This is a genomic window from Bacillus cereus group sp. Bce041, assembly GCF_052646455.1.
This window is the reverse complement of record NZ_JBQXON010000001.1, coordinates 728,619-749,766: the sequence shown is the minus strand read 5'-3', so window position 1 is coordinate 749,766 and position 21,148 is coordinate 728,619. Positions and strand designations below refer to the sequence as shown.

The window sequence follows — 21,148 nt, the reverse complement described above, 5'->3', positions numbered from 1 at the left end:
AAATGTGTATTGTTTTTTTTATTATAAATCTAGTTTGTTGGAAAAGGAATATAAGAGTCATAACGTAATAGAAATGCAAAGAAAATGTCAGAAAATGTGTGAATTTGTAGTATTTTTTTATATAATTCATTTCTTATCTTTCATGATTTGCATTTTTTATGTAATATATATACATAAGAAGATGTAGCGATTATCGAGAATAAAGAACTTCTTGTATAGACTAGGAGTGAATGGGAATGGATTTTGCAACAATTATTGGACTTATTTTAGGATTTGTAGCAGTGGTAGTAGGGATGGTCGTCAAGGGCGCTGACGTAACAGCCTTATTAAATCCTGCCGCAGCATTAATTATTTTTATCGGTACATTTGCTGCAGTATGTATTGCATTTCCGATGAATCAACTAAAAAGGGTTCCAAAACTATTTAAAGTTCTTTTTGGTTCAAATAAAAAGGATTTAAGTTATGAACAGTTGCTAGAATTATTTGTTCATTGGACATCTGAAAGTAGAAAATACGGTATTTTGTCTTTAGAGCAACAATTAGACAAAATTCAAGATGAATTTCTTTTGCGCGGTATGAAATTTGTGATTGATGGCGTATCCGCAGAAGATTTAGAGCAGATTTTGGAATCTGAATTAGAAGCAATTGAAGAAAGACATGCAAAGGGAGCTGCTATTTTTTCACAAGCTGGTACGTATGCACCGACATTAGGAGTTTTAGGTGCTGTTATCGGTCTTGTAGCTGCGCTTGGTAACTTAACTGATATTGAAAAGTTAGGTCATGCTATTTCGGGTGCGTTTATTGCAACGATTTTTGGTATTTTTTCAGGTTATGTATTATGGCATCCATTTGCAAATAAGTTAAAGCAAAAATCTTCAGCTGAAATTGAGAAAAAACGTTTAATCATTGATTGTTTATTAATGTTACAAGAAGGTACATATCCGTTTATTATGAAGAACCGCATTTTAGGTGCACTTTCTGCAACTGAGCGTAAAAAGCTAGAAAAAGGAGCAGAAAAAAATGCGGAGTAAGAAAAATAGAAGAGGCAAAAAGAAAAAACATGATGAGCATATCGATGAAACGTGGTTAATCCCATATTCTGATATGTTAACGTTGTTATTTGCATTGTTTATCGTTTTATTCGCAATGAGTAGTATAGATGCTGCGAAGTTTAAACAGATGGCAGTTGCTTTTCGAAGTGAATTAGCTGGGGGAACAGGTAACAAAGAATTTTTAAGTGATCAAAAGCCAAATGATGAAAAAGAATTATCAGCAAGTAGCCTTGAGGCAGAACAAGCAAAAAAACAAGAAGAAGCTAGAGCTAAAGAAAAAAAAGAGATGGATGAATTGAAAGCATTACAAAAAAAGATTGATCAATATATTAATGAAAAACAATTATCTTCTTCTTTTCAAACTAAATTAACTGAAAAGGGATTAATGGTGACAATATTAGAAAATATACTGTTTGATTCGGGGAAAGCAGATGTGAAATTAGAATCTTTAGGGATTGCAAAAGAGATGTCTAGCTTACTTGTTTCAGCGTCACCTCGTGAAATTACAGTATCGGGTCATACGGATAATGTCCCTATTGCCAATGCGCAGTTTGCGTCGAATTGGGAATTAAGTACGCAGCGGGCAGTTAATTTTATGCAAGTATTACTGCAAAATAAAGAATTACAACCAGAAAAATTTAGTGCGATTGGATACGGAGAATACCGTTCAATTGCTCCAAACGATACACAAGAAGGAAAGGCAAAGAATAGACGTGTGGAAGTATTTATCTTGCCTTTAACAGAGAAAGTAAAATAAAAGAGGATGGCGAATGCCATCCTCTTTTATTTTACATCAAATGATTTTAAGTTGTCGCGACGGATTTTATCTTTTTCTGAATCTGATTTTTTGAAATCATAATCATATAAAGCGCCTTCCCAATCGCCATACATTGGATTCGGGAAAATAATGAATTTCTCACCAAATTGTGCTTTTGAATCTGCTACTGTTTGGTTACGATCTTTTACAGATTTTCCATCAAAACCTGTGAAATCAGATAAGTTATCACCGAAGAATAAGACAATATCATGGGTTTGAGAAACGAGTTCACGGCGTTTTTCTTTTCCTTTTTCTTTCGGATCTTGTAGTAATATATGTTCTTTCGTTGCTTGAGGAGCACCTACACGCTCAAGATTTTTAATTGTTGCATCTAGTTGATTCGTTTTACGATTTGAGATGTAGTAAATATCTACACCTTTAGACTCTGTATATTTTAAGAAATCAATTGCGCCTGGAAGGGCTTCAGCCTCAGCTTTTTTAATCCAATCATCCCATTTGTAAGGATAGCCTTTGCCTGTTTTTACGCTCATTGCCTGATGAGGACTGTTATCTAAAACAGTTTCGTCTAAATCAAGCACGATAGCAGGTTTTTTCTCTGTCCCTTTTGCAAGAATTGCATCAAGCTTTAATTGACCAATGTTGTACCCTTGGTAGTAAAGTGCTTTCGTTTCACCGGCTGTTTGATACCATAAATCAGCCATTAATTGTTGTTCTGTTAATTTTACTTTCTCTTCTTTCGCCACTGTTTTCTCTGGTGTTCCTGAACATGCTACAAGTGATGTAGATAGAACCGCTACAGATAATAAAGTGGTAATGCCCCTCTTCATCTTCATATGTATCCTCCTTGATGTTAGAAAATCATTTTATATTATATATTAAAATATAATATTTTTATATGAACATTTGCATATTGTCTTTTGTATATATAGTAGTATGTCCTATATTAGAAAGATGAGCAAAATAATAATAGCTGTTTTGACAAGTTTTATTGTCGTAATGACAATTATAATTGACAAAAAGAACTTTGTTATTTACAATTTTAACTAAATAGAACAAATGATGGATTCATGACGATGTTTACATATAAGAGGATGAAGCGTGGTGCTATATTTTGTCTTGAATAAACATAGTCTTTGAAAGAGAGTACGAATGATACTAAAGGGGAGGCTTTATACTTGAGTTTACAAATTCAAAACTTAACGAAACAATTTGGGGAATCAAAAGCAGTTAACGGTTTGCAAATTTCGTTACCAAAAGGTGAAGTACTAGGGTTACTTGGACGAAATGGTGCAGGGAAAACAACAACAATCAAAATGCTTCTCGGATTATTAACGCCTAATGAAGGTTCGATTACATGGGATGGAAAAGCATTTGGAAATAGTGGTGTAACAATTGGGTATTTACCAGAAGAAAGAGGTTTATATACAAAAAGTAGAGTAATAGATCAGCTGCGATATTTTGGTAGATTAGAAGGAATGTCGAAGAAAGAAGTGGATCACGCTATTGATCACTGGTTAGAGCGTTTAGCGATACCAGAATATAAATTTAAAACGGCTGGAGAGCTTTCAAAAGGGAATCAGCAAAAAATCCAATTAATTGCTGCTCTTCTTCATAATCCGGAACTTCTCATTTTAGATGAACCATTCAGCGGCCTTGATCCAGTTAATGCTGGGATGTTAGCTAGTATTATTGAAGAACAAGTACAGAGCGGAAAGACGATTATTTTATCAAGTCATCGTATGGAACAAGTAGAGGCTTTTTGCCAACATGTATGTATTTTGAAAAAAGGTGAAGCAGTCGTAAAAGGACAGCTAAGTGATATTAAGAAAGAATACGGTTTCCGTAATTTAACGATTGAAGATACAGTAGAGAATGAAAAGGGATTAGAAGCTATACATGTATCGTATGAAAAACAACAAGGCCTTCTTTATGTGAAAGTACAAGACGATGCGGAAGCTCTCAAGATTTTGCAACAGTTGCAAGAGCAAGGTGTTAGCTTACGACAATTCAAAATGTTAGAGCCGACGTTAAACGAAATCTTTGTAGAGAGGGCGAAATAACGATGCGTAAATTTTCTCACGTATTTTCATTTTATTTTAGGGAAGCGTTTTTATCTAAGAAATCATTAATTACGAGTGCGATTTTATTTTTAGTTGTGTTTGGGATTTTTGCATTTAATCATTTTACTTCAGGCGATGATAAAAATAAGGATAAAGATAAAATTGCAGTTGTAGTAGAGAGTTCCACATATAAAGTACAAAAAGATGAGCTAAATAAGCTATTGCCATCAGCAAAAATAACAATTGGTTCAAAGGATGATTTTGATAAACTGCATAAGCAAGTAGAAGAAGGCGATTTAGATGGTCTATTCCATGTGACGGAAAAGGGTGGGGCTCCATCGATTACATATATGTATAATGGATTTCCAAGCCAAGCAACTTCTGCAATTATGGCAGGATATTTAAAGCAACAATATACGATGGTAACGATTGCCAAAAATAATGTTTCACCAGAAATTGCACAGCAATTACAAACAGAAATTCAAGTGAAGCAAGAAGCGATAAAAGATCGTACATCTTCTTTCGGAATTGCCTATTTCTTTACATTTGCTTTATATATGTTTATTGTAGCGTTCGGAAATACAATCGCAATGAATATTGCATCTGAAAAGGCGTCACGTGTAATGGAAGTAATGCTTCCGAAAGTGAAGCCTCTTACGATGATGTATGCGAAAATTTTAGCGGTTGTTTCAACGGCGTTATTGCAACTTGTCGTATTGGCGTGTGGTTATCTTATTCCATATTTGTTAGGTTGGGTCGATTTAGAAAGTGCCTCACTATTTGGTATTCCAATTGACTTTACAAAATTAGATGCAAAAGTTATCAGCATGTTTCTTGTTTATTTCATTACGGGATATTTACTTTATGCGATGATGTATGCTGCTGCTGGAGCTGTCGTATCTAAGACGGAGGATTTACAAGCTGTATCTTTCCCGGTAATGATTTTAATTATGGCTGCATTCTTTATTAGTATTAAATCATTAAGTGATCCGAATAGTACTATCGTTGTTGTAAGTTCTTACGTTCCATTTTTTACACCGATGGTTACCTTCTCACGTATTGTAGCTGGTGAAGCAGGTATGCTAGAAATTACGATAACATTAGCAGTCTTATTGGCGACAATTGCAGTATTAAATGCTGTTACAAGCCGCATTTACGTAAACGGCGTAATGAATTACTCAGATAAAGTGAAATTTAAAGATTTAGCGAAATTTATAAAGCGTCAATAATGAGAGAAAAGCATGATTTCCTATTGAAATCATGCTTTTTCTTTATGTATAAATTAAAAATAGTATATAATAATAAGAGTCGTCTTTTAATAGAATGAATAAAAAGGAGGGTGTGCAGATGGGGATTAGTAGTCGTTTTACAGTAGGTGTTCATATGCTGACATTACTTGCGATAGATCGAAACTCTCGCTGTACCTCTGAATGGATTGCCGGTAGTGTGAATACAAATCCAGTTGTGATTCGTCGCATTACAGGAATGTTGAAGAGAGCAGGACTTGTTGATGTACAAGCTGGTAAAGGTGGTACGACACTTGCTCGAGATTTAGAAGAAATTACATTACTTGATGTATATAAAGCAGTGGAAGTTGTAGAAGAAGGACAACTATTTTCCTTCCATGAAAATCCCAACATTGAATGTCCAGTAGGAGCTAATATTCAATCAGTATTAGAAATTATTTTAATGCAAGCGCAAGAAGCGATGGAAAACGTACTTGCAAATGTAACGGTAGATCAATTAGTTACAAATTTAAAGTCTAAAATGAAAGAATAAAAAAAGCGAGCTTCCTCATAATGAGGGCTCGCATTTTTTTATTCAGAAATATTGAAAATTCTATTTTTCAGTATTTAAAATGAATTTACCTACGATAGCTGCGAAGATACCACCAAGAATTGGTGCTACGATGAATACCCATAGTTGAGAAAGTGCTTCTCCACCAACAAATAAAGCTGGTGCGATACTACGAGCTGGGTTAACAGATGTTCCAGTTAACGGAATTCCTAATAAGTGAATTAAAACTAATGTGAAACCAATTACTAGTCCAGCTAAAGAAGAACTTCCTTTTTTACCTGTTACAGCAACGATAACTAAAATAAATACGAAAGTTAAAATGAACTCAACTAAAAATGCTCCAGATAAACCAAGAGTTCCGAAACCATTTTGTCCTAAATTATCTAAAGGTGTTTTAGCAGATTTTAAAATTGTTACTAACGTTGCAGTTCCTAATAAACCACCTAAAATTTGAGCTAATACATAATAACAAAGTTCCATAGCGTTCATTCGTTTGTTGATGAACATAGCTACTGATACTGCTGGGTTAATGTGACATCCAGAAATTGTTCCGATGCTATATGCCATAGCTACAATAGATAAGCCGAAAGCCATAGCGATTCCTAATGTTCCAATTCCTTCAATTCCGCCGCCAGTGACAGCTACTCCAGTTCCGAATAATACAAGTACAAATGTACCAATAAATTCAGCGATTGCTTTTTTTAACATAATTTACCTCCTATTAATGCGCATGAAACGTATTATAACATAAGTTTTAGTATAAACAGCCAATGAAATACTATTCTGATAAGGCGAAATAGGGGGACAATAAAAAAGAGTATGGTTCATCTCTATAGAACCATACCCTTTTTTTATGCCGATTTTTTCTGTTTAACGACTGGAACAGAACGGTTTAAAATACTATTTGCAACCATTCCTAACATGATAATAATCATTCCGATGAGAGAAAGTCCTCCAGGGAGTGAACCATTTAAGAAAATGATTTCTCCAAGTACGGTAAAGACCATCGTTCCAGCTTGTGTTGCTTCAACAGCTCCAAGTAGAGCGAGGTTATCTTTTGCTAAGTCAGTAGCAAAGAAAAATGTCATCGTTGCAATAACGCCGGAACATAATGCTAACAAAAATCCTTGAAGCATTTGGTTGGATGTTGGAATGCCAGTAGTAGAAAATCCGTATATACCAAGCAAGATTGTTATAGGAAGACTTCCAATTGCCATTCCTAATACACGTTGGAACGTATCAAGGCGTCCACCAACAAGCTCCATCATTTTTCGGTTACCGAACGGATATAAGAAAGCGGCTAATACGACAGGTAAAAAACCTGAAATGAACTGAGTCATTGTAATATGGCCTGCGGCAGTTGCTTGCATACAAATTACACCAAGTAAAATAAATAATGCAACATATAAGCTACGAAGTGGAATTTTTCCGCGTACAAGTTTCGTACCTGATTTTGTTTCTATTTTCACGAAAAATAGTGGTGATAGTAGTAAACCAGCTAAAATCGTAACTTGCCAAGTTCCAGCAACGAGCCAAGCTGGAGAAAAGACAGCTGAGAAACTTAATAAAGAATAAAAACCAATACCGGCAACAGAACCCCATCCGATCCATGCCAATGGATGTTTTTTTAACTCTTCACATAATCCCCTAAAGTTTTTGCGAAATAAAACGATAAGGAATAAAATAGGAAGAGCAAATAAAAAACGGAAGGAAGCTGTCCAAGCCCAGCTCGTTCCAGATACATTCATTGCTCTATTAATAATAAAGGTTGCAGAAAAAAAGGCCGATGATAAAAGACCTAATAAAATTGCGCGCATGAAGTATAGCACTCCTTTCGAAAATAAATAATTATGTATAGTATGATATACTTTTAATTTTTAAAAGTAAACTATTTTATACTTTGAGGTGGTTTTATATATGAAAGAAAATGAAGATATGCAAACGAAAGAAGTCATTCAACAAGTTGGACAGTTATTGAGACAAATTCGAAATGAACAGAAATTAAGTTTAGAAGAATTAGCCCATAAAACAGGAGTTAGTAAATTAACATTAGGAAAGATCGAAAGAGGGGAAACAAATCCGACACTAGCTGTCATTTGGAAAATAACGAAAGGGTTATCAATTCCTTTATCCAGATTAATGGTTGTTGGAGAACCTGTAGCTGTTGCGCGCTGTGGAGAAGGATTTGCAGTAGATGAAGGACAAGCGTGGCATTTAGAAACGATGTTCCGTTATACGAAAGAAACAGGGATGGAAATGCACCGTGCTTGTTTACGATCAAATAGTATATATGAGCCAGAAGCTCATCATGAAGGTGCGATTGAGCTTGTAACGGTAATGAAAGGGAAAGTGTCTATTCAAGTGGAGAATGATGTATACGAATTAAATGAGTTTGATTCCATTCAATTTGAAGCGAATAAGAAGCATATTTATAAAAATGAAGAAGAAGAAGTGGCGGTATTACATTTAACGATGAAATATTCTTCATGAAAAAATCACCTATAGGATTCTATAGGTGATTTGCTCTTCTTAAGTATGTGAAATGATGCCATTAGTACGAACGTGGCATAAGTAATAAACAAATGAAATAAACTAAAAATCCTGTCCCAAAACATAAAACAGCAATAACCCAAATGATACGAATAAGAGTAGAGCTAATATCAAAATATTCTCCTAAACCACCACATATACCAAATAGCATTTTATCAGTTTCGGATTTACATAACTTTTTTGACATATTCCAATCAACTCCTTTTTATATCAAACTGCATACTTTTATTCTATATGGAAATTTATGAGAAGACTATGGGGTTGTATTACATTTTTTTTGTGAGAAGCGATCGTATTAATTGTCTTAATTTTCAGTGGATATTAAACTTGTAGTTATGAGGTGATTTTTAATAAAGGGTGGGGAAATAGAGATGACAGTATATTGGTTGACTAACGTAATGCTTGAATCAGGGTATACATATGAAGAAGAGAGAATTTCACAAACAGAAACAGAATTATGCAGTTTACTTATTGAAGATGGTCGAATTAAAAAAATTATAAAAGGGATTGTTCAAGAGGAAGATATAGTAACTTTTGATGCTAAGAACTTATTAATGTTGCCAGCTTTCAAAGAGATGCACATTCACATTGATAAAACATATTATAGTGGCCCATGGAAAGCTTGTATGCCAGCAGAAAGTATTTTTACACGTTTTAATGAAGAAGAAAAAATTTTACCAAAGCAATTAGCGACTGCTCAAAATAGAGCGGAAAATATGCTAGAGTTACTACTGCAAAATGGTGCAACGAATATTAGAACGCATTGTAATGTTGATCCAATTATTGGGCTTGGTAATTTGGAGGCGACGTTAGCGGCATTAGAAACATATAAAAATCGAGTATCTAGTAGAATTGTTGCGTTTCCGCAACATGGATTATTGCGCAGTAATTCTGTGCAACTCGTGAAAGATGCGATGCGTATGGGTGCCCATCTAGTCGGAGGAGTAGATCCAGCTACAGTGGATAATGACATTGAAAAGTCATTACATACAATTATGGATATCGCAGTCGAATTTAATGCGGATGTTGATATTCATTTGCACGATGCGAATAATCTTGGAACGTTTACGATGAAGAGATTGGCAAGTTTAACAGAAGAAGCAGGATGGCAAGGCCGTGTAACGATTAGTCATGCACTTGGACTTGGTGGTGTTACTGATAAAGAGGCTGAAGAAGTGGCAGAAAGACTCGCAAATGTAAATATTGATATTACTTCAACAGTGCCAATTGGTAAACAAGTAATCCCAATTCCGTTATTAGATAAAAAAGGTGTTAAGGTTTCATTAGGCAATGATAGCATTACAGATCATTGGTCACCGTTTGGAACAGGTGATATGCTTCAAAAGGCGAATCGATTAGCAGAGCGTTTTGGGTGGAGTGACGAAAGGTCTTTAGGAAAAGCACTCCGCTTTATTACAGGAGGAAAAGAAACGTTAAATAAGGAAGGGAAGCGAGTATGGCCGAATGTAGGGGATGAAGCGAGCTTTGTTTTGACGAATGCGACATGCGCTGCTGAAGCAGTAGCGCGTCAAACAGAAAAACGTTTAGTCGTGTATAAAGGAAATATTGTTGTTGGAAGTTTAAATGAGGTGGAATTAAATAATCTTGTGTAGAAGAATCGTTTAAATATTTTGAGGAGGGTTCTAATGGTGAGTATAGAACTCTTCTTTTTTATTCTTACAATATATTTTTATAGGAAAGCTAGAAGGGATGAAAAAATTGGACAATCAACATAACCAAAATCATATTATGGGAACTTTGCAATGGTTTATATTTTTATTAGCAAATTCAATCGCACTACCAATTGTCGTTGGCGGATTATTTCATCTTACGACGGAAGAAATATTTTATTTAATGCAGCGTACGTTTTTTGTAGTTGGTATATCTTCTTTTTTACAAGGATGGCTTGGGCATAGACTACCAATTGCGGATGGGCCGGCTGGATCTTGGGTTGGTGTATTTACCGTACTTGCTTATGCAACGGCCGGACAAGATCAATTACATAGTACACTGCAAATTTTAGAATTAGGAATGATAATCTCCGGTATTATTTTAATAGGATTAGGAGTAACTGGTTTTATAGGACGTATTTTATTTTTATTTACGCCGCTTGTGACAGGGACGTTTTTACTTTTATTATGTTTACAATTAAGTGGTGTATTTTTAAAAGGAATGTTAGGAATTACAGCTACTATTTCTCAAATCGACGGATTTACAGCAATGATCGCGTTTAGTATATTTCTGTTCGTTATTATACTATCTAATTTTGGAAAAGGCTTTGTCAAAAGTTATGCAGTTTTAATAGGATTAATTAGTGGGTGGATTATTTTTCTCATTGCAGGAAAAGTGACAATCCCATCTCAAGTAACTCATTTTGTGCAACTTCCACATATATTTGCTTGGGGACTTCCAAAATGGAATACAGGTATGGCTGTATCAAGTTTTGTTATGGTATGTATTTTAGTTTCGAATACGGTGGCAGCTATTATAGCAATTAATCAAGCAACTATTCATAAAGCGACTATTGAACAAAAACAGTTGAAAGATGGAACATGGGTTGGGGGGATTTCGCATATCATCTCTTCTGTATTTTCAACTGTAGGTGTCGTTCCGTTACCAGCAACGGCAGGATTTATACGTTTAACAAAACAAAAATATATCCGATCGTTCTTAATGGCATGTGCGTTACTAGTCGTAATGTCTCTTTTTCCAAGTATTATTCGTTACTTAGCATCTTTACCATCAGCTGTCGCATCGGCTGTTTTAATGGCTTCGTTCGTACAGTTAATTGGAATTGGATTTAATAATATAAAACAAGTGCCGATGAGTGAAAGGAATGTAACGATTTTAGGCGTTGCAGTATTATTTGGCAGCGGCGTTATGTTTTTACCGTCTGGAGCACTCCAATCCTTGCCGTCTGTTATGCAATATATATTCGGTAATGGCTTATTTGTAGGTACGGTTGTAAGTATATTGCTAGAACAAATATGGCGCGTTGGAAAGTAAGTGGATAAAAAGAGTGTACGCACTGTATAAAAGTCTAAAATAACATAGGAAATAAAGCCCATTTTCATTCACCACCTGCACATTTCGTTCATACAATATCTTGACTAAATAAACACCCAACTTACACATACACAGCTCTGGCTTAAGCAAGGAGGGTTATACCAGTTGAAGGAAAAAGCGTATCAATCTAAACCTTTACTCACAAAGAGAGAGAGAGAAGTATTTGAATTGCTGGTTCAAGATAAAACAACGAAGGAAATTGCAGGTGAACTTTTTATAAGTGAAAAGACAGTTCGCAACCACATCTCAAACGCAATGCAAAAGCTAGGGGTTAAAGGACGTTCACAAGCAGTTGTGGAGCTTCTTCGTATGGGAGAGCTCGAATTATAAGAAAGCAGCCGACTTTTATATAAAAGTCGGCTATTTTTTTGTTTGCTTCACTTGCTATATGAATGATAAAAACGTTTCATACATAAATAGGTAATAAGGAGGGGATATGTTGAAAAGGATACTGTTAGTTTCAACAAGTGCTCATGATATGAATGGACACCCGACTGGTTTGTGGCTTGAAGAGCTCGCAGCTCCTTATCATGTATTAAAAAAGGCTAAGTTTGATGTTGATATTGTGTCAATAAAAGGCGGGAGAGTACCTATAGATAGAGTGTCTATTCCGAATGGTATACCTCGCGAATTCAAGCATGTAGCTTCTTTATTGCAAAATACGAAGCCGATTTCAAATGTTCATTTTTCGGATTATGATGCGGTTTTATTTGGTGGTGGGCACGGGGCGATTGTAGATTTTCCAGGTAATCCATATGTAGCAAATTTGATTGAGAATATGTATAACAATAACCGGATTGTAGCGGCTGTTTGTCACGGAGTAAGCTCTTTAGTCGGTGTGAAAAATAAGGATGGCTCGTTTTTTGTTGCGGGTAAGCGTATAACAGGTTATACAAACGATGAAGAAAGAGCTGTACATTTAGAAAAGCGCGTTCCGTTTTTGCTAGAAAGTAAGTTGAAAGAAGAAGGAGCTTTGTTTTATGTAGCCCCCAATTTTACGCCGCATGTAGTAGTAGATGGTCATTTAATTACAGGACAAAATCCACAGTCTAGCGTGGAAATAGGTAAGGCTATAAAAAGGGCTGTAAATAAATTATAGAAAAAGTACCCGCTACTAACAAAGGTAGTGGGTATTTTTATCCCTCTATTTGCCGGGCAGTAGGACCCCCGATTGGTGAGAGCTAATAATCAGTGGGGATGAACGCCCCCCCACTGATTAAAGTTTCACTGTATTCTAAAATTCCCGCCTCGAAATTGGTTTGTAACCGTCCAGTTGGTAATAATTGATTATAGTTTTTTATGTATAGTATATGAAAATGTAATAAACTAAAAAGGCATAGTGAGTATAATAACTTCATTTATAATCATTCGTGAATTTGCTATACTATTTTGTATGGACAAAAGGGGAGGCTCTTTTAAATGAGAAAAGTCGCATGTGCAAATACTTATATTAATAAAATAAAGCCCATTATTAGAAAGACAAGTTTTAGCCAATTGAAAATAGATGAAATTGCGAAATATATGGATATTAGTAAAGCTACTTTATATAAACGTTTTTCTTCGAAAGATGAAATTATTGAGGCGGTAGTAGAGGATTTCATGAACTATCTACTCGAAGGTGATGCGGATAATCAAGATGAAAGTATGTCATTTACAGAACGTTTCCAAAAGACGTTTATCCATTCTTTAAAATGTGTGACATATATTTCGGATGTTTTTTTGCAAGATTTGAAAGAAGCATATCCGCATTTGTCGGATCAATTAGTCGCTGCCCAACAAAATCGTAACCATAATTTGCAAATGTTTTTTGAAGCGGGTATGGAACAAGGTTATTTTAATAAAATGAATGCACAATTATTTATGGTACAAGATGATGTGATGTTAAGACGTATTATAGATCATTCTTTTTGTATTCAGTACGATATTACGTTAAAGAAAGCGATACTTGATTTTTATCAATTAAAGAAGTATCAACTTTTTAAACCAGAGTATATAGAAGCAATTGATGATTCTGAAATTGAAAAAGAAGTTATTGCTATTTTGCAAATGATTTCGTAAAAAAGCAGATCTCCCTTAATAGAGGAGAATCTGCTTTTTTAGTACATATTATTTTTGCAACTGTTTTAATACTAATTCGGCTACTAGACCACCTGAAGCTGGGTTTTGACCAGTGATAACACGATTATCTTCTAGAGCATAAGCTTCCCACGGTTGCGCGGCTTTTTCGTAAAGTCCTCCATTTTTAATGAGTTTATCTTCTGTTAAAAATGGAACGAATTGATCTAATTCAGCTAATTTTTCTTCTTCATTTGAAAAGCCTGTTACCTTCTTACCGCTAATTAAACGATCCCCATTGCTTAATGTAATATGAAATAAACCAGCAGCTCCATGACAAACCGAAGAAACAATTCCGCCGTTTTCATAAATATTGCGGCTAATATTTTGAAGTTCTTTATTTTCTGGGAAGTCCCAAATAACCCCGTGGCCACCTGCGTAATAAATAACAGCGTAGTCTTCTGGATTCACTTCACTTGGTTTCATTGTAGAACCGAGGCGATTCATAAACTCTTTCTTTTGATACCATTCCCAATCGATACTCTCCGCCATTGCTAAACTATGTGGATCAATTGGTGTATAACCGCCTTGTGGACTGACGTAATCAACTTCGTAACCCGCTTCTTCTACTTTTTTTACGAAATGTACAGCTTCACCAAGCCAAAGTCCGGTAGCCCTATTTAAATTTGGGTATTTTTCTACGCTTGTTAATACAACTAACATTTTTCTCTTCATCATAATCCTCCTATAATGTCTCTTCTATATAAAAGTTCTGTATGCGTTTCATTTTATTAAGTTAAAAAATGTAAATTTGAATAATCATGCCAGTCCTCCTTATATCGGCTTCGAAATTAGTGTATAATAACTTTTGAACAAAGTAAACTAAAAAGGCTTAATTAGTTTAATTTGTATATTTTTCGTTGACAAACTGTAATGCTGAAACTATGATAGTTCCATGAATATCGAACAACATACGTGTTTCGTTTCGAATTCAATTTACCCCGCATTAACGGGCAGTAAGACCTCCATCTCAAAATTCAGCGGAAGCAAAGAATTTAGGTAGGGGTTGGGCTGCCCGTAAAAGCCCGATTGGTGAGGGCTAATAATCAGTGGGGGATGAACACAAACCTCACTGATTAAAGTTTCACTTTATCGCGCGATAAATTAGCAACTTTTACACATTTAATGAAGTTGTTTAGTGGTGATACAACATTTAAATAAGTTCATTTTTTTATCTATAGTTTGATAGTTTTAAAATTGCAATCAGGAGAGTGTTACACATGGGGAAAGATATAAGAAACCATTCGAAATGGTTTGTTTTTACATTATGTTTTATTGTTTTGTTAGGACCGATGAACGCTGTGTTATTTAATGTAGCGCTAGAGGATATTGCCAATGATTTATCAATTAGTCAATCGAAAGTAAGCTGGATTGTAGTAGGGTATTCCTTAGTTGTCGGTATTGGTTCGATAATATATGGAAAGCTGGCTGATCGTTACAGTGTAAAAAGACTATTAATTATTTCTATTATCATATTTGTAGCTGGTTCTATTGTTGGATTTATGAATCAATCTTATGAAATTATCATTTTCGCAAGGTTAGTGCAGGCGAGCGGGGGAGCAGCGTTTATTGCGCTTAGTATGATTGCGGTGGCGAAATTAGTTGCTCCAGCTAAAAAACCAGGTGCGTTAGCAATGATTAGTTCTTCTATTGCATTAGCGGTTGGTATTGGACCTTTAGTAGGTGGGGCAATTACAAATACGTTAGGGTGGCCGTATTTATTTTTATTTATGGTTATTTCAATGATTGGTATTTTCTTACTCGTAAAATTTATGCCAGAAGAGGCGCGACATACAGATGAAGTGTTTCGCTTTGATTTCATTGGAGCAGTTTTATTATTTGTATTGATTACGACCATTTTATTAGGAGTGAATATTAATAGTTGGCTTTTTGTGTTATCTGTTATTTTTCTATTTTTATTTAAGGCTCATATGAAGAGAACAGAGTCGCCGTTTATTGATATTGAGTTATTTACAAATAAACCATTACTTCGTTTAATAGCGGTCGGATTTATCATTAATGTGGCGTTATGTGCTAGTTTATTATTATTACCATTACTGTTAGGAAGAGGACATGGATTGTCTCCATTCGTTATTGGAATTGTATTGTTTATTGCATCTCTCTTTGGTATTGTATCTAGTTTTATTACCGGAAAGATTATTCCTTCGTTTGGGAATGTGAAGATGATGTATGTAGCTTCTGTAGTTATGATCATTGGCTTTTTAATTTTAGGGATTATTCCGGACGGGAACTTACTCTTTATTTTATTTGCGGTTATTTTAACATTTATGAGTTATTCGGCAATTCAAGTATCATTAAACACATTTATCCCGAAAACATTAAATCCAGCTAAAGTTGGAGTCGGTCTTGGTTTATATAATTTAATTAACTTTTTCGGTATGGCATTTGGACCAGCTGTAGCGAGCAAAATTATGGAATCTACAAATAGTTATCGATTAAATTTTATTTTGATCGTCATTTTAATTGCTGCTCATTTCTTCTTATTGATGGGAATGTCTTCTTTTCAAAAAAAGATGGAGCAATGAATATGCACTTTATATAGAAGAAACCGACTTTCTTATAGAAGGTCGGTTATTTTTCTATCTTGCAAATTACGAAAAAAAGGAGCAAAATAAAAAAGGTCCTAGTCTATACATGGGAAAATGAAAATTTTCATACAGAAGCATTTGAAGTGAGCGAACTTAAAGTGTGTAAAATATAATGATAAACATAAAAGATGATGAATGAGAAAACGGGTGATGAAGTTGAATAGAGCAATCGGTGTTATCGATTCAGGAGTTGGCGGTTTAACAGTAGCGAAGGAATTAATTCGTCAGTTGCCGAAAGAGCGTATCATATATTTAGGAGATACAGCACGTTGTCCTTATGGTCCACGTTCTCGAGAAGAAGTACGTCAATTTACGTGGGAAATGACAGAGCATTTACTAGACTTAAATATTAAAATGTTAGTTATTGCGTGTAATACAGCAACTGCAGTTGTATTAGAAGAGATGCAAAAACAATTACCAATTCCAGTAGTAGGAGTTATTCACCCAGGATCACGTACAGCTTTAAAAGTGACAAACACGTATCACGTTGGGATTATTGGAACGATTGGAACGGTGAAAAGTGGTGCATACGAAGAGGCGTTAAAGTCTATTAATAACCGTGTTATGGTAGAAAGTTTAGCTTGTCCACCTTTCGTTGAACTTGTAGAGAGTGGGAATTTCGAAAGTGAAATGGCGTATGAAGTTGTAAGAGAAACGTTGCAACCACTGAAAAGTACCGATATTGATACACTTATATTAGGGTGTACACATTATCCGATTTTAGGACCTGTTATTAAAAAAGTAATGGGAGATAAAGTGCAACTAATTAGTTCTGGTGATGAAACAGCACGTGAAGTAAGTACAATCTTATATCATAGTAAAATGTTGAATGAAGGAGAAGAACAAAGCGATCATCTCTTCTTAACAACAGGAAAAATAGGCTTGTTTAAAGAAATTGCATCAAAATGGTTCGGTCAACCGATTGAAAATGTGAAGCATATTCATTTAGAAAAAGAATAATAGTAGAATTTATATAAGTGAGCTCCTGAGAAATCAGGAGTTTTTGTTTTATCTTGCTATTTGCTGGGGAGTAAGACCCCTACTGATTAAAGTTTCAATTTATAAGAGGCGCAGCTTGTTCTAAAACGTGAAACAGCTCGTATACATAATAGTACAAACTTAGATTTTAGGGGGGAATGGCATGCCTAAATCCACTTTTAAATGGGTTGTTGGTGCTACTGTGAGCGCTGTTTTACTAACAGGGTGTGGCTTTATAAATCAAGAGAAAGCAACTGAACAAATTGATCCGCCAAAACAAGTTACGTATACAGAGGGTGGGGAGAAAGAAGTAGCTAAAAAAGATAAGCAAGGGCAAATGGTAAACAGAGAACTATACCTTGTTGATAAAAATGGTTATGTTGTACCACAAACGTTAGCTATACCTACTCCGAAAGCAAATGAGACTGTGAAGCAAACGTTAGAATACCTTGTGAAAGATGGACCGGTAACGAATTTATTACCGAATGGGTTTCGTGCAGTCATTCCGGCGAATACAACGATGACTTTAGATTTGAAAAAGGACGGAACGGCAGTTATTGATTTCTCTAAAGAAATGAAAAACTATGCGAAAGAAGAAGAGCGTCAAATCGTTGAATCTATAGCTTGGACGTTGACGCAATTTACAGAGATAAAACAAGTGCAGTTCCAAATAAATGGTGAGAAATTGGCAAAGATGCCGGTTGGTGGTACACCGCTTGGTGAAGGAGTGAGCCGTGCAAATGGTATTAACTTCGATGATGAACAAGTAGCAGATGTAACAAATACAAAACCAGTCACACTGTATTTTATGGCGCAAAATAATAATAAACAGCAATACTACGTACCAGTCACACGCCGCGTTGCGGAAGGTAAAGAAAATGACTATGCAGCAATTATAGATGAACTTGTAAAAGGTCCGATCCATCAATCGCTCCTGAATGATTTTAATCCAGGCGTTAAGCTTATTACGAATCCGAAATTACAAGACGGAAATCTTACATTAAACTTTAATGAAAATATATTTGTAAACCCAGATAAAAATATGATCTCAAATTACGTATTGAAGTCGTTAGTTTTATCTTTAACAGAAAAGAAAGGTGTGAAAAATATTTCTATTGAAGTGAATGGAAAAGCAAATCTTATAGATGAAAAGGGCGGAAAGTTAATAAAACCTGTAGATCGTCCAGAAAACGTGAATACAGGTAGTTTTTAATCTTGAATAATTTGATATACTTAAGTAAGAAAGGAGAATTGTTTTTTGGGTTCTCCTTCTTTTATTGTATACATATCATACATTTAAATTTGGCTATACTAACGAGTAGTAATTAAGAGGAGGTTATTTTTATGCGAGTAGATGGTAGAGAGAAAACAGAATTACGCCATATACATATTCATACGAATTATTTAAAACATCCAGAGGGATCTGTATTAATTGAAGTTGGGGATACAAAGGTGATTTGCTCAGCAACAATTGAAGAGCGTGTACCACCGTTTATGCGTGGAGAAGGAAAAGGATGGGTAACAGCTGAATACGCGATGATTCCGCGTGCAACAGAACAACGTACGATTAGGGAGTCAAGCAAAGGGAAAGTAACAGGGCGTACAATGGAAATCCAGCGCTTAATTGGACGAGCATTACGTGCGGTAGTTGATTTAGAAGCGCTTGGCGAGAGAACAGTTTGGATTGACTGTGATGTCATCCAAGCAGATGGTGGAACGAGAACAGCTTCTATTACAGGTGCATACGTAGCGATGGTATTAGCGTTTGAGAAGTTATTACAAGCAGAAAAAGTATCTAAAATTCCAGTAAAAGATTATTTAGCAGCAACGTCAGTAGGAATTGTTGAAGAGCAAGGTGTTGTTTTAGATTTAAACTATGCAGAAGATTCTAAAGCAGACGTTGATATGAATGTAATTATGACTGGAAAAGGTCAGTTTGTTGAAGTGCAAGGAACTGGAGAAGAAGCGACGTTTAGTAGAGCGCAGTTAAATGAATTACTTGATGCAGCAGAACAAGGCATTTTCCAACTGATTGATATGCAAAAAGAAGCGTTAGGTGACATCGTATCTCATATAGAGTAGAGGTGGAAAGTATGAAACAAGTTGTTGTAGCGACAAAAAATATGGGGAAAGTACGTGAATTTGCTGAGTTATTTGAGCGATTTGATTTAGAAGTGAAATCATTACACGATTTTCCTCATATTGAAGAAGTCGAAGAAACTGGTGAAACATTTGAAGAAAATGCGATCTTAAAAGCGGATAGTTTGAGTAGACAGTTGAATGCAATTGTAATTGCGGATGATTCAGGTCTTATTGTAGATGCGTTAAACGGGAAACCAGGCGTGTATTCAGCTCGTTTTGCTGGAGAGCCAAAAGATGATCAAGCGAATATTGATAAAGTTTTACAAGAATTAAATGAAATACCGTTTGATAAGCGTAAAGCTCGCTTCTACTGTGCATTAGCAGTAGCTTTCCCTGAAGGTGATAAAAAGCCTGTCATTGTAAACGGGACATGTGAAGGATTTATTTTAGAACAACGCCGCGGAGAAAATGGCTTTGGATACGATCCGATCTTTTATGTGGAAGAATACAAAAAAGCAATGGCGGAATTAAGTTCAGATGAAAAAAATGCTATTAGTCACCGCGGACGTGCTCTTCGTAAGCTAGAAGAAAAAATCCCTGAATGGTTTTTAGGAGAATAAGGGAGAGAGATTGATGAAAGCTTTAATCGTAAGCGATAGTCATAGCTCTGTGAAGGAATTACAGCAGTTAAAAGAGAAGTATGAAGGGAAAGTAGATATCATGATTCATTGCGGTGATTCAGAGCTAACGCCTGCTCATGAAGAGCTGCAAGGTTTCCATGTTGTAAAAGGAAATTGTGATTATGCTAACTTTCAAGATGAAATTGTAACTGATGTAGATGGAATTCGCTTCTTAGTTGTACATGGGCATCGACATAATGTAAAAATGACATTACAAACGCTAGCGTATCATGCTGAAGAAGTGGGAGCGCAAGTTGCATGCTTCGGACATTCTCACGTATTAGGTGCGGAATTAATCGAGGGCGTTTTATTTATTAATCCAGGCAGTATTTTATTACCACGTCAGCGTGTAGAAAAGACATTTGCTTTATTAGAAATGGATGAAAATCAAATGGAAGTTCGTTTTGAAACGTTAGACGGACAACTAGTTGAACAGGCAGTTTTTAAAAGAGGATAAGAAAATTTATCCTCTTTTAAAAAAGGTGTTGACTTTATGTGTGGTTATACATATAATAAATATTGTCGATAGGGCAACGGCGCTAACGAATAAAAGAAAATAACATATGCGGGTGTAGTTTAGTGGTAAAACAAGAGCCTTCCAAGCTCTGGTCGAGAGTTCGATTCTCTTCACCCGCTCCATGTCCCAGTAGCTCAGCCGGATAGAGCATACGCCTTCTAAGCGTACGGTCGGGAGTTCGAATCTCTCCTGGGACGCTAAAAAAACCTTGTTATCAAAAGATAACAAGGTTTTTTGTTTGTCTAAAATTTGATGTTTGGGTTATAAGTGTAGTTCATGCTTAATATTTGCGACCTTTCCTTTGATATTAAGCAGTTGCATATGTACTTTTTTTCTTAAATAAAAAGAGCGCCATTTATGTGCCCTATTCATCTTATTTAATTTAAAGAATTAATAGGTTTATGATGGAACTCAAATCCATATCCAGATTCTCTTAATTGTTTACTTGCAATATTATAAAATTCTTTACCATTCTAGTACGGTTGAGCAGCAGTTATCGGAACTTATCCCCGGCAGTGTGTTACAATTAATAGAAGCGGAAAATGAGAATCTCCAATTGACTGGACCTGTGATTGGTTAGATGGTTTAAGAAGGTCGTATAAAAAAGGGAGATGGCGCAAAGATGGCGAGATCAAATGAGAATGATTTAACGGAGAAATTGGCAGAAGGCCACCGAAAATATGGTGATGGCAATTTTACAGTACAGAACATCGGTGATGAAACTAACCCGAATTGGACTGTCGTAAAAAATGTGAGGAAGGGATCGGCAGGCATTCGCGAAGGAGAAGATATATTAAGACTGCGATCAAAATATATAAAATAGTACGGAAATGGGCGGAGCGGGAGTTCGAATCTCTCCTGGGA

At 35.5% G+C, this 21,148-nt stretch carries 23 protein-coding genes, 2 tRNA genes and 1 pseudogene; 20 read left to right on the top strand and 6 right to left on the bottom strand.

The genetic code is table 11. The features are described 5' to 3' along the window. Nucleotides 1-236: 236 nt before the first annotated feature. Together motA and motB are read left to right on the top strand one after the other, a co-directional pair. Nucleotides 237-1,031 carry a flagellar motor stator protein MotA gene (gene motA, locus ACUN13_RS03915; protein WP_000344859.1) on the top strand — a complete coding sequence of 265 codons (795 nt, stop codon included), beginning with the start codon at nt 237-239 and terminating at the stop codon, nt 1,029-1,031. Next, nucleotides 1,021-1,809, top strand: coding sequence for a flagellar motor protein MotB (gene motB / locus ACUN13_RS03910; RefSeq protein ID WP_001256734.1), 789 nt, complete (start codon nt 1,021-1,023; stop codon nt 1,807-1,809). The genes motA and motB overlap by 11 nt, the downstream gene beginning before the upstream one ends. Nucleotides 1,810-1,835: 26 nt before the next feature. Here motB and ACUN13_RS03905 read toward each other — a convergent pair whose 3' ends face one another. After that, on the bottom strand, nt 1,836-2,663 hold the full coding sequence (locus ACUN13_RS03905) for a 5'-nucleotidase, lipoprotein e(P4) family (RefSeq protein WP_088345812.1): 828 nt from the start codon (nt 2,661-2,663) through the stop codon (nt 1,836-1,838). 342 nt (nt 2,664-3,005) lie between these two features. Between ACUN13_RS03905 and ACUN13_RS03900 the strand changes: the two genes are divergently transcribed. The 3 genes from ACUN13_RS03900 (at nt 3,006) to ACUN13_RS03890 (ending at nt 5,669) form a co-directional block, all read left to right on the top strand. Continuing rightward, nucleotides 3,006-3,890, top strand: coding sequence for an ABC transporter ATP-binding protein (locus ACUN13_RS03900; RefSeq protein ID WP_000058117.1), 885 nt, complete (start codon nt 3,006-3,008; stop codon nt 3,888-3,890). A 2-nt stretch (nt 3,891-3,892) separates the two neighbouring features. Beyond that, the gene (locus ACUN13_RS03895) at nt 3,893-5,119 is read left to right on the top strand and encodes an ABC transporter permease (protein WP_001224982.1); all 1,227 of its coding nucleotides are present in this window, start codon (nt 3,893-3,895) and stop codon (nt 5,117-5,119) included. A gap of 118 nt (nt 5,120-5,237) precedes the next feature. After that, on the top strand, nt 5,238-5,669 hold the full coding sequence (locus ACUN13_RS03890; RefSeq protein ID WP_000512998.1) for an Rrf2 family transcriptional regulator: 432 nt from the start codon (nt 5,238-5,240) through the stop codon (nt 5,667-5,669). Nucleotides 5,670-5,729: 60 nt separating this feature from the next. Here the strand turns inward: ACUN13_RS03890 and ACUN13_RS03885 are convergent, their stop codons facing one another. Continuing rightward, nucleotides 5,730-6,395: an aquaporin gene (locus ACUN13_RS03885; RefSeq protein WP_000913213.1), complete on the bottom strand. Its 666-nt coding sequence runs from the start codon at nt 6,393-6,395 to the stop codon at nt 5,730-5,732. Nucleotides 6,396-6,538: 143 nt separating this feature from the next. Continuing rightward, nucleotides 6,539-7,504: a DMT family transporter gene (locus ACUN13_RS03880; protein ID WP_088345814.1), complete on the bottom strand. Its 966-nt coding sequence runs from the start codon at nt 7,502-7,504 to the stop codon at nt 6,539-6,541. 100 nt (nt 7,505-7,604) lie between these two features. Between ACUN13_RS03880 and ACUN13_RS03875 the strand changes: the two genes are divergently transcribed. After that, nucleotides 7,605-8,177, top strand: a complete 573-nt coding sequence (locus ACUN13_RS03875) for a helix-turn-helix domain-containing protein (protein WP_000661924.1) — start codon at nt 7,605-7,607, stop codon at nt 8,175-8,177. A 61-nt stretch (nt 8,178-8,238) separates the two neighbouring features. On the opposite strand, the gene ACUN13_RS03870 is transcribed toward ACUN13_RS03875, so the two are convergent. After that, nucleotides 8,239-8,424, bottom strand: coding sequence for a PspC domain-containing protein (locus ACUN13_RS03870; protein WP_000038411.1), 186 nt, complete (start codon nt 8,422-8,424; stop codon nt 8,239-8,241). Nucleotides 8,425-8,608: 184 nt separating this feature from the next. Between ACUN13_RS03870 and ACUN13_RS03865 the strand changes: the two genes are divergently transcribed. The 5 genes from ACUN13_RS03865 (at nt 8,609) to ACUN13_RS03845 (ending at nt 13,361) form a co-directional block, all read left to right on the top strand. Next, nucleotides 8,609-9,850: an amidohydrolase family protein gene (locus ACUN13_RS03865; RefSeq protein ID WP_000219564.1), complete on the top strand. Its 1,242-nt coding sequence runs from the start codon at nt 8,609-8,611 to the stop codon at nt 9,848-9,850. Nucleotides 9,851-9,947: 97 nt separating this feature from the next. Beyond that, nucleotides 9,948-11,243: a purine/pyrimidine permease gene (locus ACUN13_RS03860; RefSeq protein WP_000732140.1), complete on the top strand. Its 1,296-nt coding sequence runs from the start codon at nt 9,948-9,950 to the stop codon at nt 11,241-11,243. A 165-nt stretch (nt 11,244-11,408) separates the two neighbouring features. Beyond that, nucleotides 11,409-11,633 (top strand): spore germination transcription factor GerE, encoded by a 225-nt coding sequence (gene gerE, locus ACUN13_RS03855; protein ID WP_000659484.1) that lies wholly within the window; start codon nt 11,409-11,411, stop codon nt 11,631-11,633. 106 nt (nt 11,634-11,739) lie between these two features. Beyond that, nucleotides 11,740-12,402: a type 1 glutamine amidotransferase domain-containing protein gene (locus ACUN13_RS03850; protein ID WP_000919607.1), complete on the top strand. Its 663-nt coding sequence runs from the start codon at nt 11,740-11,742 to the stop codon at nt 12,400-12,402. A gap of 320 nt (nt 12,403-12,722) precedes the next feature. Further along, nucleotides 12,723-13,361, top strand: coding sequence for a TetR/AcrR family transcriptional regulator (locus ACUN13_RS03845; protein WP_001233006.1), 639 nt, complete (start codon nt 12,723-12,725; stop codon nt 13,359-13,361). 48 nt (nt 13,362-13,409) lie between these two features. On the opposite strand, the gene ACUN13_RS03840 is transcribed toward ACUN13_RS03845, so the two are convergent. Beyond that, nucleotides 13,410-14,093 (bottom strand): type 1 glutamine amidotransferase domain-containing protein, encoded by a 684-nt coding sequence (locus ACUN13_RS03840; RefSeq protein ID WP_000823849.1) that lies wholly within the window; start codon nt 14,091-14,093, stop codon nt 13,410-13,412. A 545-nt stretch (nt 14,094-14,638) separates the two neighbouring features. On the opposite strand from ACUN13_RS03840, the gene ACUN13_RS03835 reads away from it, so the two are divergent. The 8 genes from ACUN13_RS03835 (at nt 14,639) to ACUN13_RS03800 (ending at nt 20,481) form a co-directional block, all read left to right on the top strand. After that, entirely contained in the window at nt 14,639-15,964 is a 1,326-nt protein-coding gene (locus tag ACUN13_RS03835; protein WP_088345816.1) for an MFS transporter, read from the top strand. Between the two features lie 213 nt (nt 15,965-16,177). After that, nucleotides 16,178-16,987, top strand: coding sequence for a glutamate racemase (gene racE, locus ACUN13_RS03830; RefSeq protein ID WP_000774005.1), 810 nt, complete (start codon nt 16,178-16,180; stop codon nt 16,985-16,987). A 181-nt stretch (nt 16,988-17,168) separates the two neighbouring features. After that, nucleotides 17,169-18,218 carry a spore germination protein GerM gene (gene gerM, locus ACUN13_RS03825; protein WP_445423670.1) on the top strand — a complete coding sequence of 350 codons (1,050 nt, stop codon included), beginning with the start codon at nt 17,169-17,171 and terminating at the stop codon, nt 18,216-18,218. A gap of 131 nt (nt 18,219-18,349) precedes the next feature. Next, nucleotides 18,350-19,087, top strand: a complete 738-nt coding sequence (gene rph / locus ACUN13_RS03820) for a ribonuclease PH (RefSeq protein WP_001261765.1) — start codon at nt 18,350-18,352, stop codon at nt 19,085-19,087. A gap of 11 nt (nt 19,088-19,098) precedes the next feature. Next, complete coding sequence (locus ACUN13_RS03815; RefSeq protein ID WP_000815939.1) at nt 19,099-19,707, top strand: XTP/dITP diphosphatase; 609 nt, start codon at nt 19,099-19,101, stop codon at nt 19,705-19,707. A gap of 13 nt (nt 19,708-19,720) precedes the next feature. Beyond that, on the top strand, nt 19,721-20,224 hold the full coding sequence (locus ACUN13_RS03810; RefSeq protein WP_000645488.1) for a metallophosphoesterase: 504 nt from the start codon (nt 19,721-19,723) through the stop codon (nt 20,222-20,224). 108 nt (nt 20,225-20,332) lie between these two features. Then, nucleotides 20,333-20,406, top strand: a tRNA-Gly gene (locus ACUN13_RS03805). Between the two features lies 1 nt (nt 20,407). Beyond that, nucleotides 20,408-20,481, top strand: a tRNA-Arg gene (locus tag ACUN13_RS03800). Nucleotides 20,482-20,661: 180 nt separating this feature from the next. Here the strand turns inward: ACUN13_RS03800 and ACUN13_RS03795 are convergent. After that, nucleotides 20,662-20,754: pseudogene (locus ACUN13_RS03795) on the bottom strand (DUF6572 domain-containing protein); the annotation flags it as partial. A 152-nt stretch (nt 20,755-20,906) separates the two neighbouring features. On the opposite strand from ACUN13_RS03795, the gene ACUN13_RS03790 reads away from it, so the two are divergent. Next, nucleotides 20,907-21,107, top strand: a complete 201-nt coding sequence (locus tag ACUN13_RS03790) for a hypothetical protein (RefSeq protein ID WP_000124460.1) — start codon at nt 20,907-20,909, stop codon at nt 21,105-21,107. The last annotated feature ends 41 nt before the right edge of the window (nt 21,108-21,148 follow it).

Coding starts and splice junctions, on each gene's coding strand:
- motA (WP_000344859.1), top strand. CDS start 237: ATGGATTTTGCAACAATTATTGGACTTATTTTAGGATTTGTAGCAGTG.
- motB (WP_001256734.1), top strand. CDS start 1,021: ATGCGGAGTAAGAAAAATAGAAGAGGCAAAAAGAAAAAACATGATGAG.
- ACUN13_RS03905 (WP_088345812.1), bottom strand. CDS start 2,663: ATGAAGATGAAGAGGGGCATTACCACTTTATTATCTGTAGCGGTTCTA.
- ACUN13_RS03895 (WP_001224982.1), top strand. CDS start 3,893: ATGCGTAAATTTTCTCACGTATTTTCATTTTATTTTAGGGAAGCGTTT.
- ACUN13_RS03890 (WP_000512998.1), top strand. CDS start 5,238: ATGGGGATTAGTAGTCGTTTTACAGTAGGTGTTCATATGCTGACATTA.
- ACUN13_RS03885 (WP_000913213.1), bottom strand. CDS start 6,395: ATGTTAAAAAAAGCAATCGCTGAATTTATTGGTACATTTGTACTTGTA.
- ACUN13_RS03880 (WP_088345814.1), bottom strand. CDS start 7,504: ATGCGCGCAATTTTATTAGGTCTTTTATCATCGGCCTTTTTTTCTGCA.
- ACUN13_RS03875 (WP_000661924.1), top strand. CDS start 7,605: ATGAAAGAAAATGAAGATATGCAAACGAAAGAAGTCATTCAACAAGTT.
- ACUN13_RS03870 (WP_000038411.1), bottom strand. CDS start 8,424: ATGTCAAAAAAGTTATGTAAATCCGAAACTGATAAAATGCTATTTGGT.
- ACUN13_RS03865 (WP_000219564.1), top strand. CDS start 8,609: ATGACAGTATATTGGTTGACTAACGTAATGCTTGAATCAGGGTATACA.
- ACUN13_RS03860 (WP_000732140.1), top strand. CDS start 9,948: ATGAAAAAATTGGACAATCAACATAACCAAAATCATATTATGGGAACT.
- ACUN13_RS03850 (WP_000919607.1), top strand. CDS start 11,740: ATGTTGAAAAGGATACTGTTAGTTTCAACAAGTGCTCATGATATGAAT.
- ACUN13_RS03845 (WP_001233006.1), top strand. CDS start 12,723: ATGAGAAAAGTCGCATGTGCAAATACTTATATTAATAAAATAAAGCCC.
- ACUN13_RS03840 (WP_000823849.1), bottom strand. CDS start 14,093: ATGAAGAGAAAAATGTTAGTTGTATTAACAAGCGTAGAAAAATACCCA.
- ACUN13_RS03835 (WP_088345816.1), top strand. CDS start 14,639: ATGGGGAAAGATATAAGAAACCATTCGAAATGGTTTGTTTTTACATTA.
- racE (WP_000774005.1), top strand. CDS start 16,178: ATGAAGTTGAATAGAGCAATCGGTGTTATCGATTCAGGAGTTGGCGGT.
- gerM (WP_445423670.1), top strand. CDS start 17,169: ATGCCTAAATCCACTTTTAAATGGGTTGTTGGTGCTACTGTGAGCGCT.
- rph (WP_001261765.1), top strand. CDS start 18,350: ATGCGAGTAGATGGTAGAGAGAAAACAGAATTACGCCATATACATATT.
- ACUN13_RS03815 (WP_000815939.1), top strand. CDS start 19,099: ATGAAACAAGTTGTTGTAGCGACAAAAAATATGGGGAAAGTACGTGAA.
- ACUN13_RS03810 (WP_000645488.1), top strand. CDS start 19,721: ATGAAAGCTTTAATCGTAAGCGATAGTCATAGCTCTGTGAAGGAATTA.
- ACUN13_RS03790 (WP_000124460.1), top strand. CDS start 20,907: ATGGCGAGATCAAATGAGAATGATTTAACGGAGAAATTGGCAGAAGGC.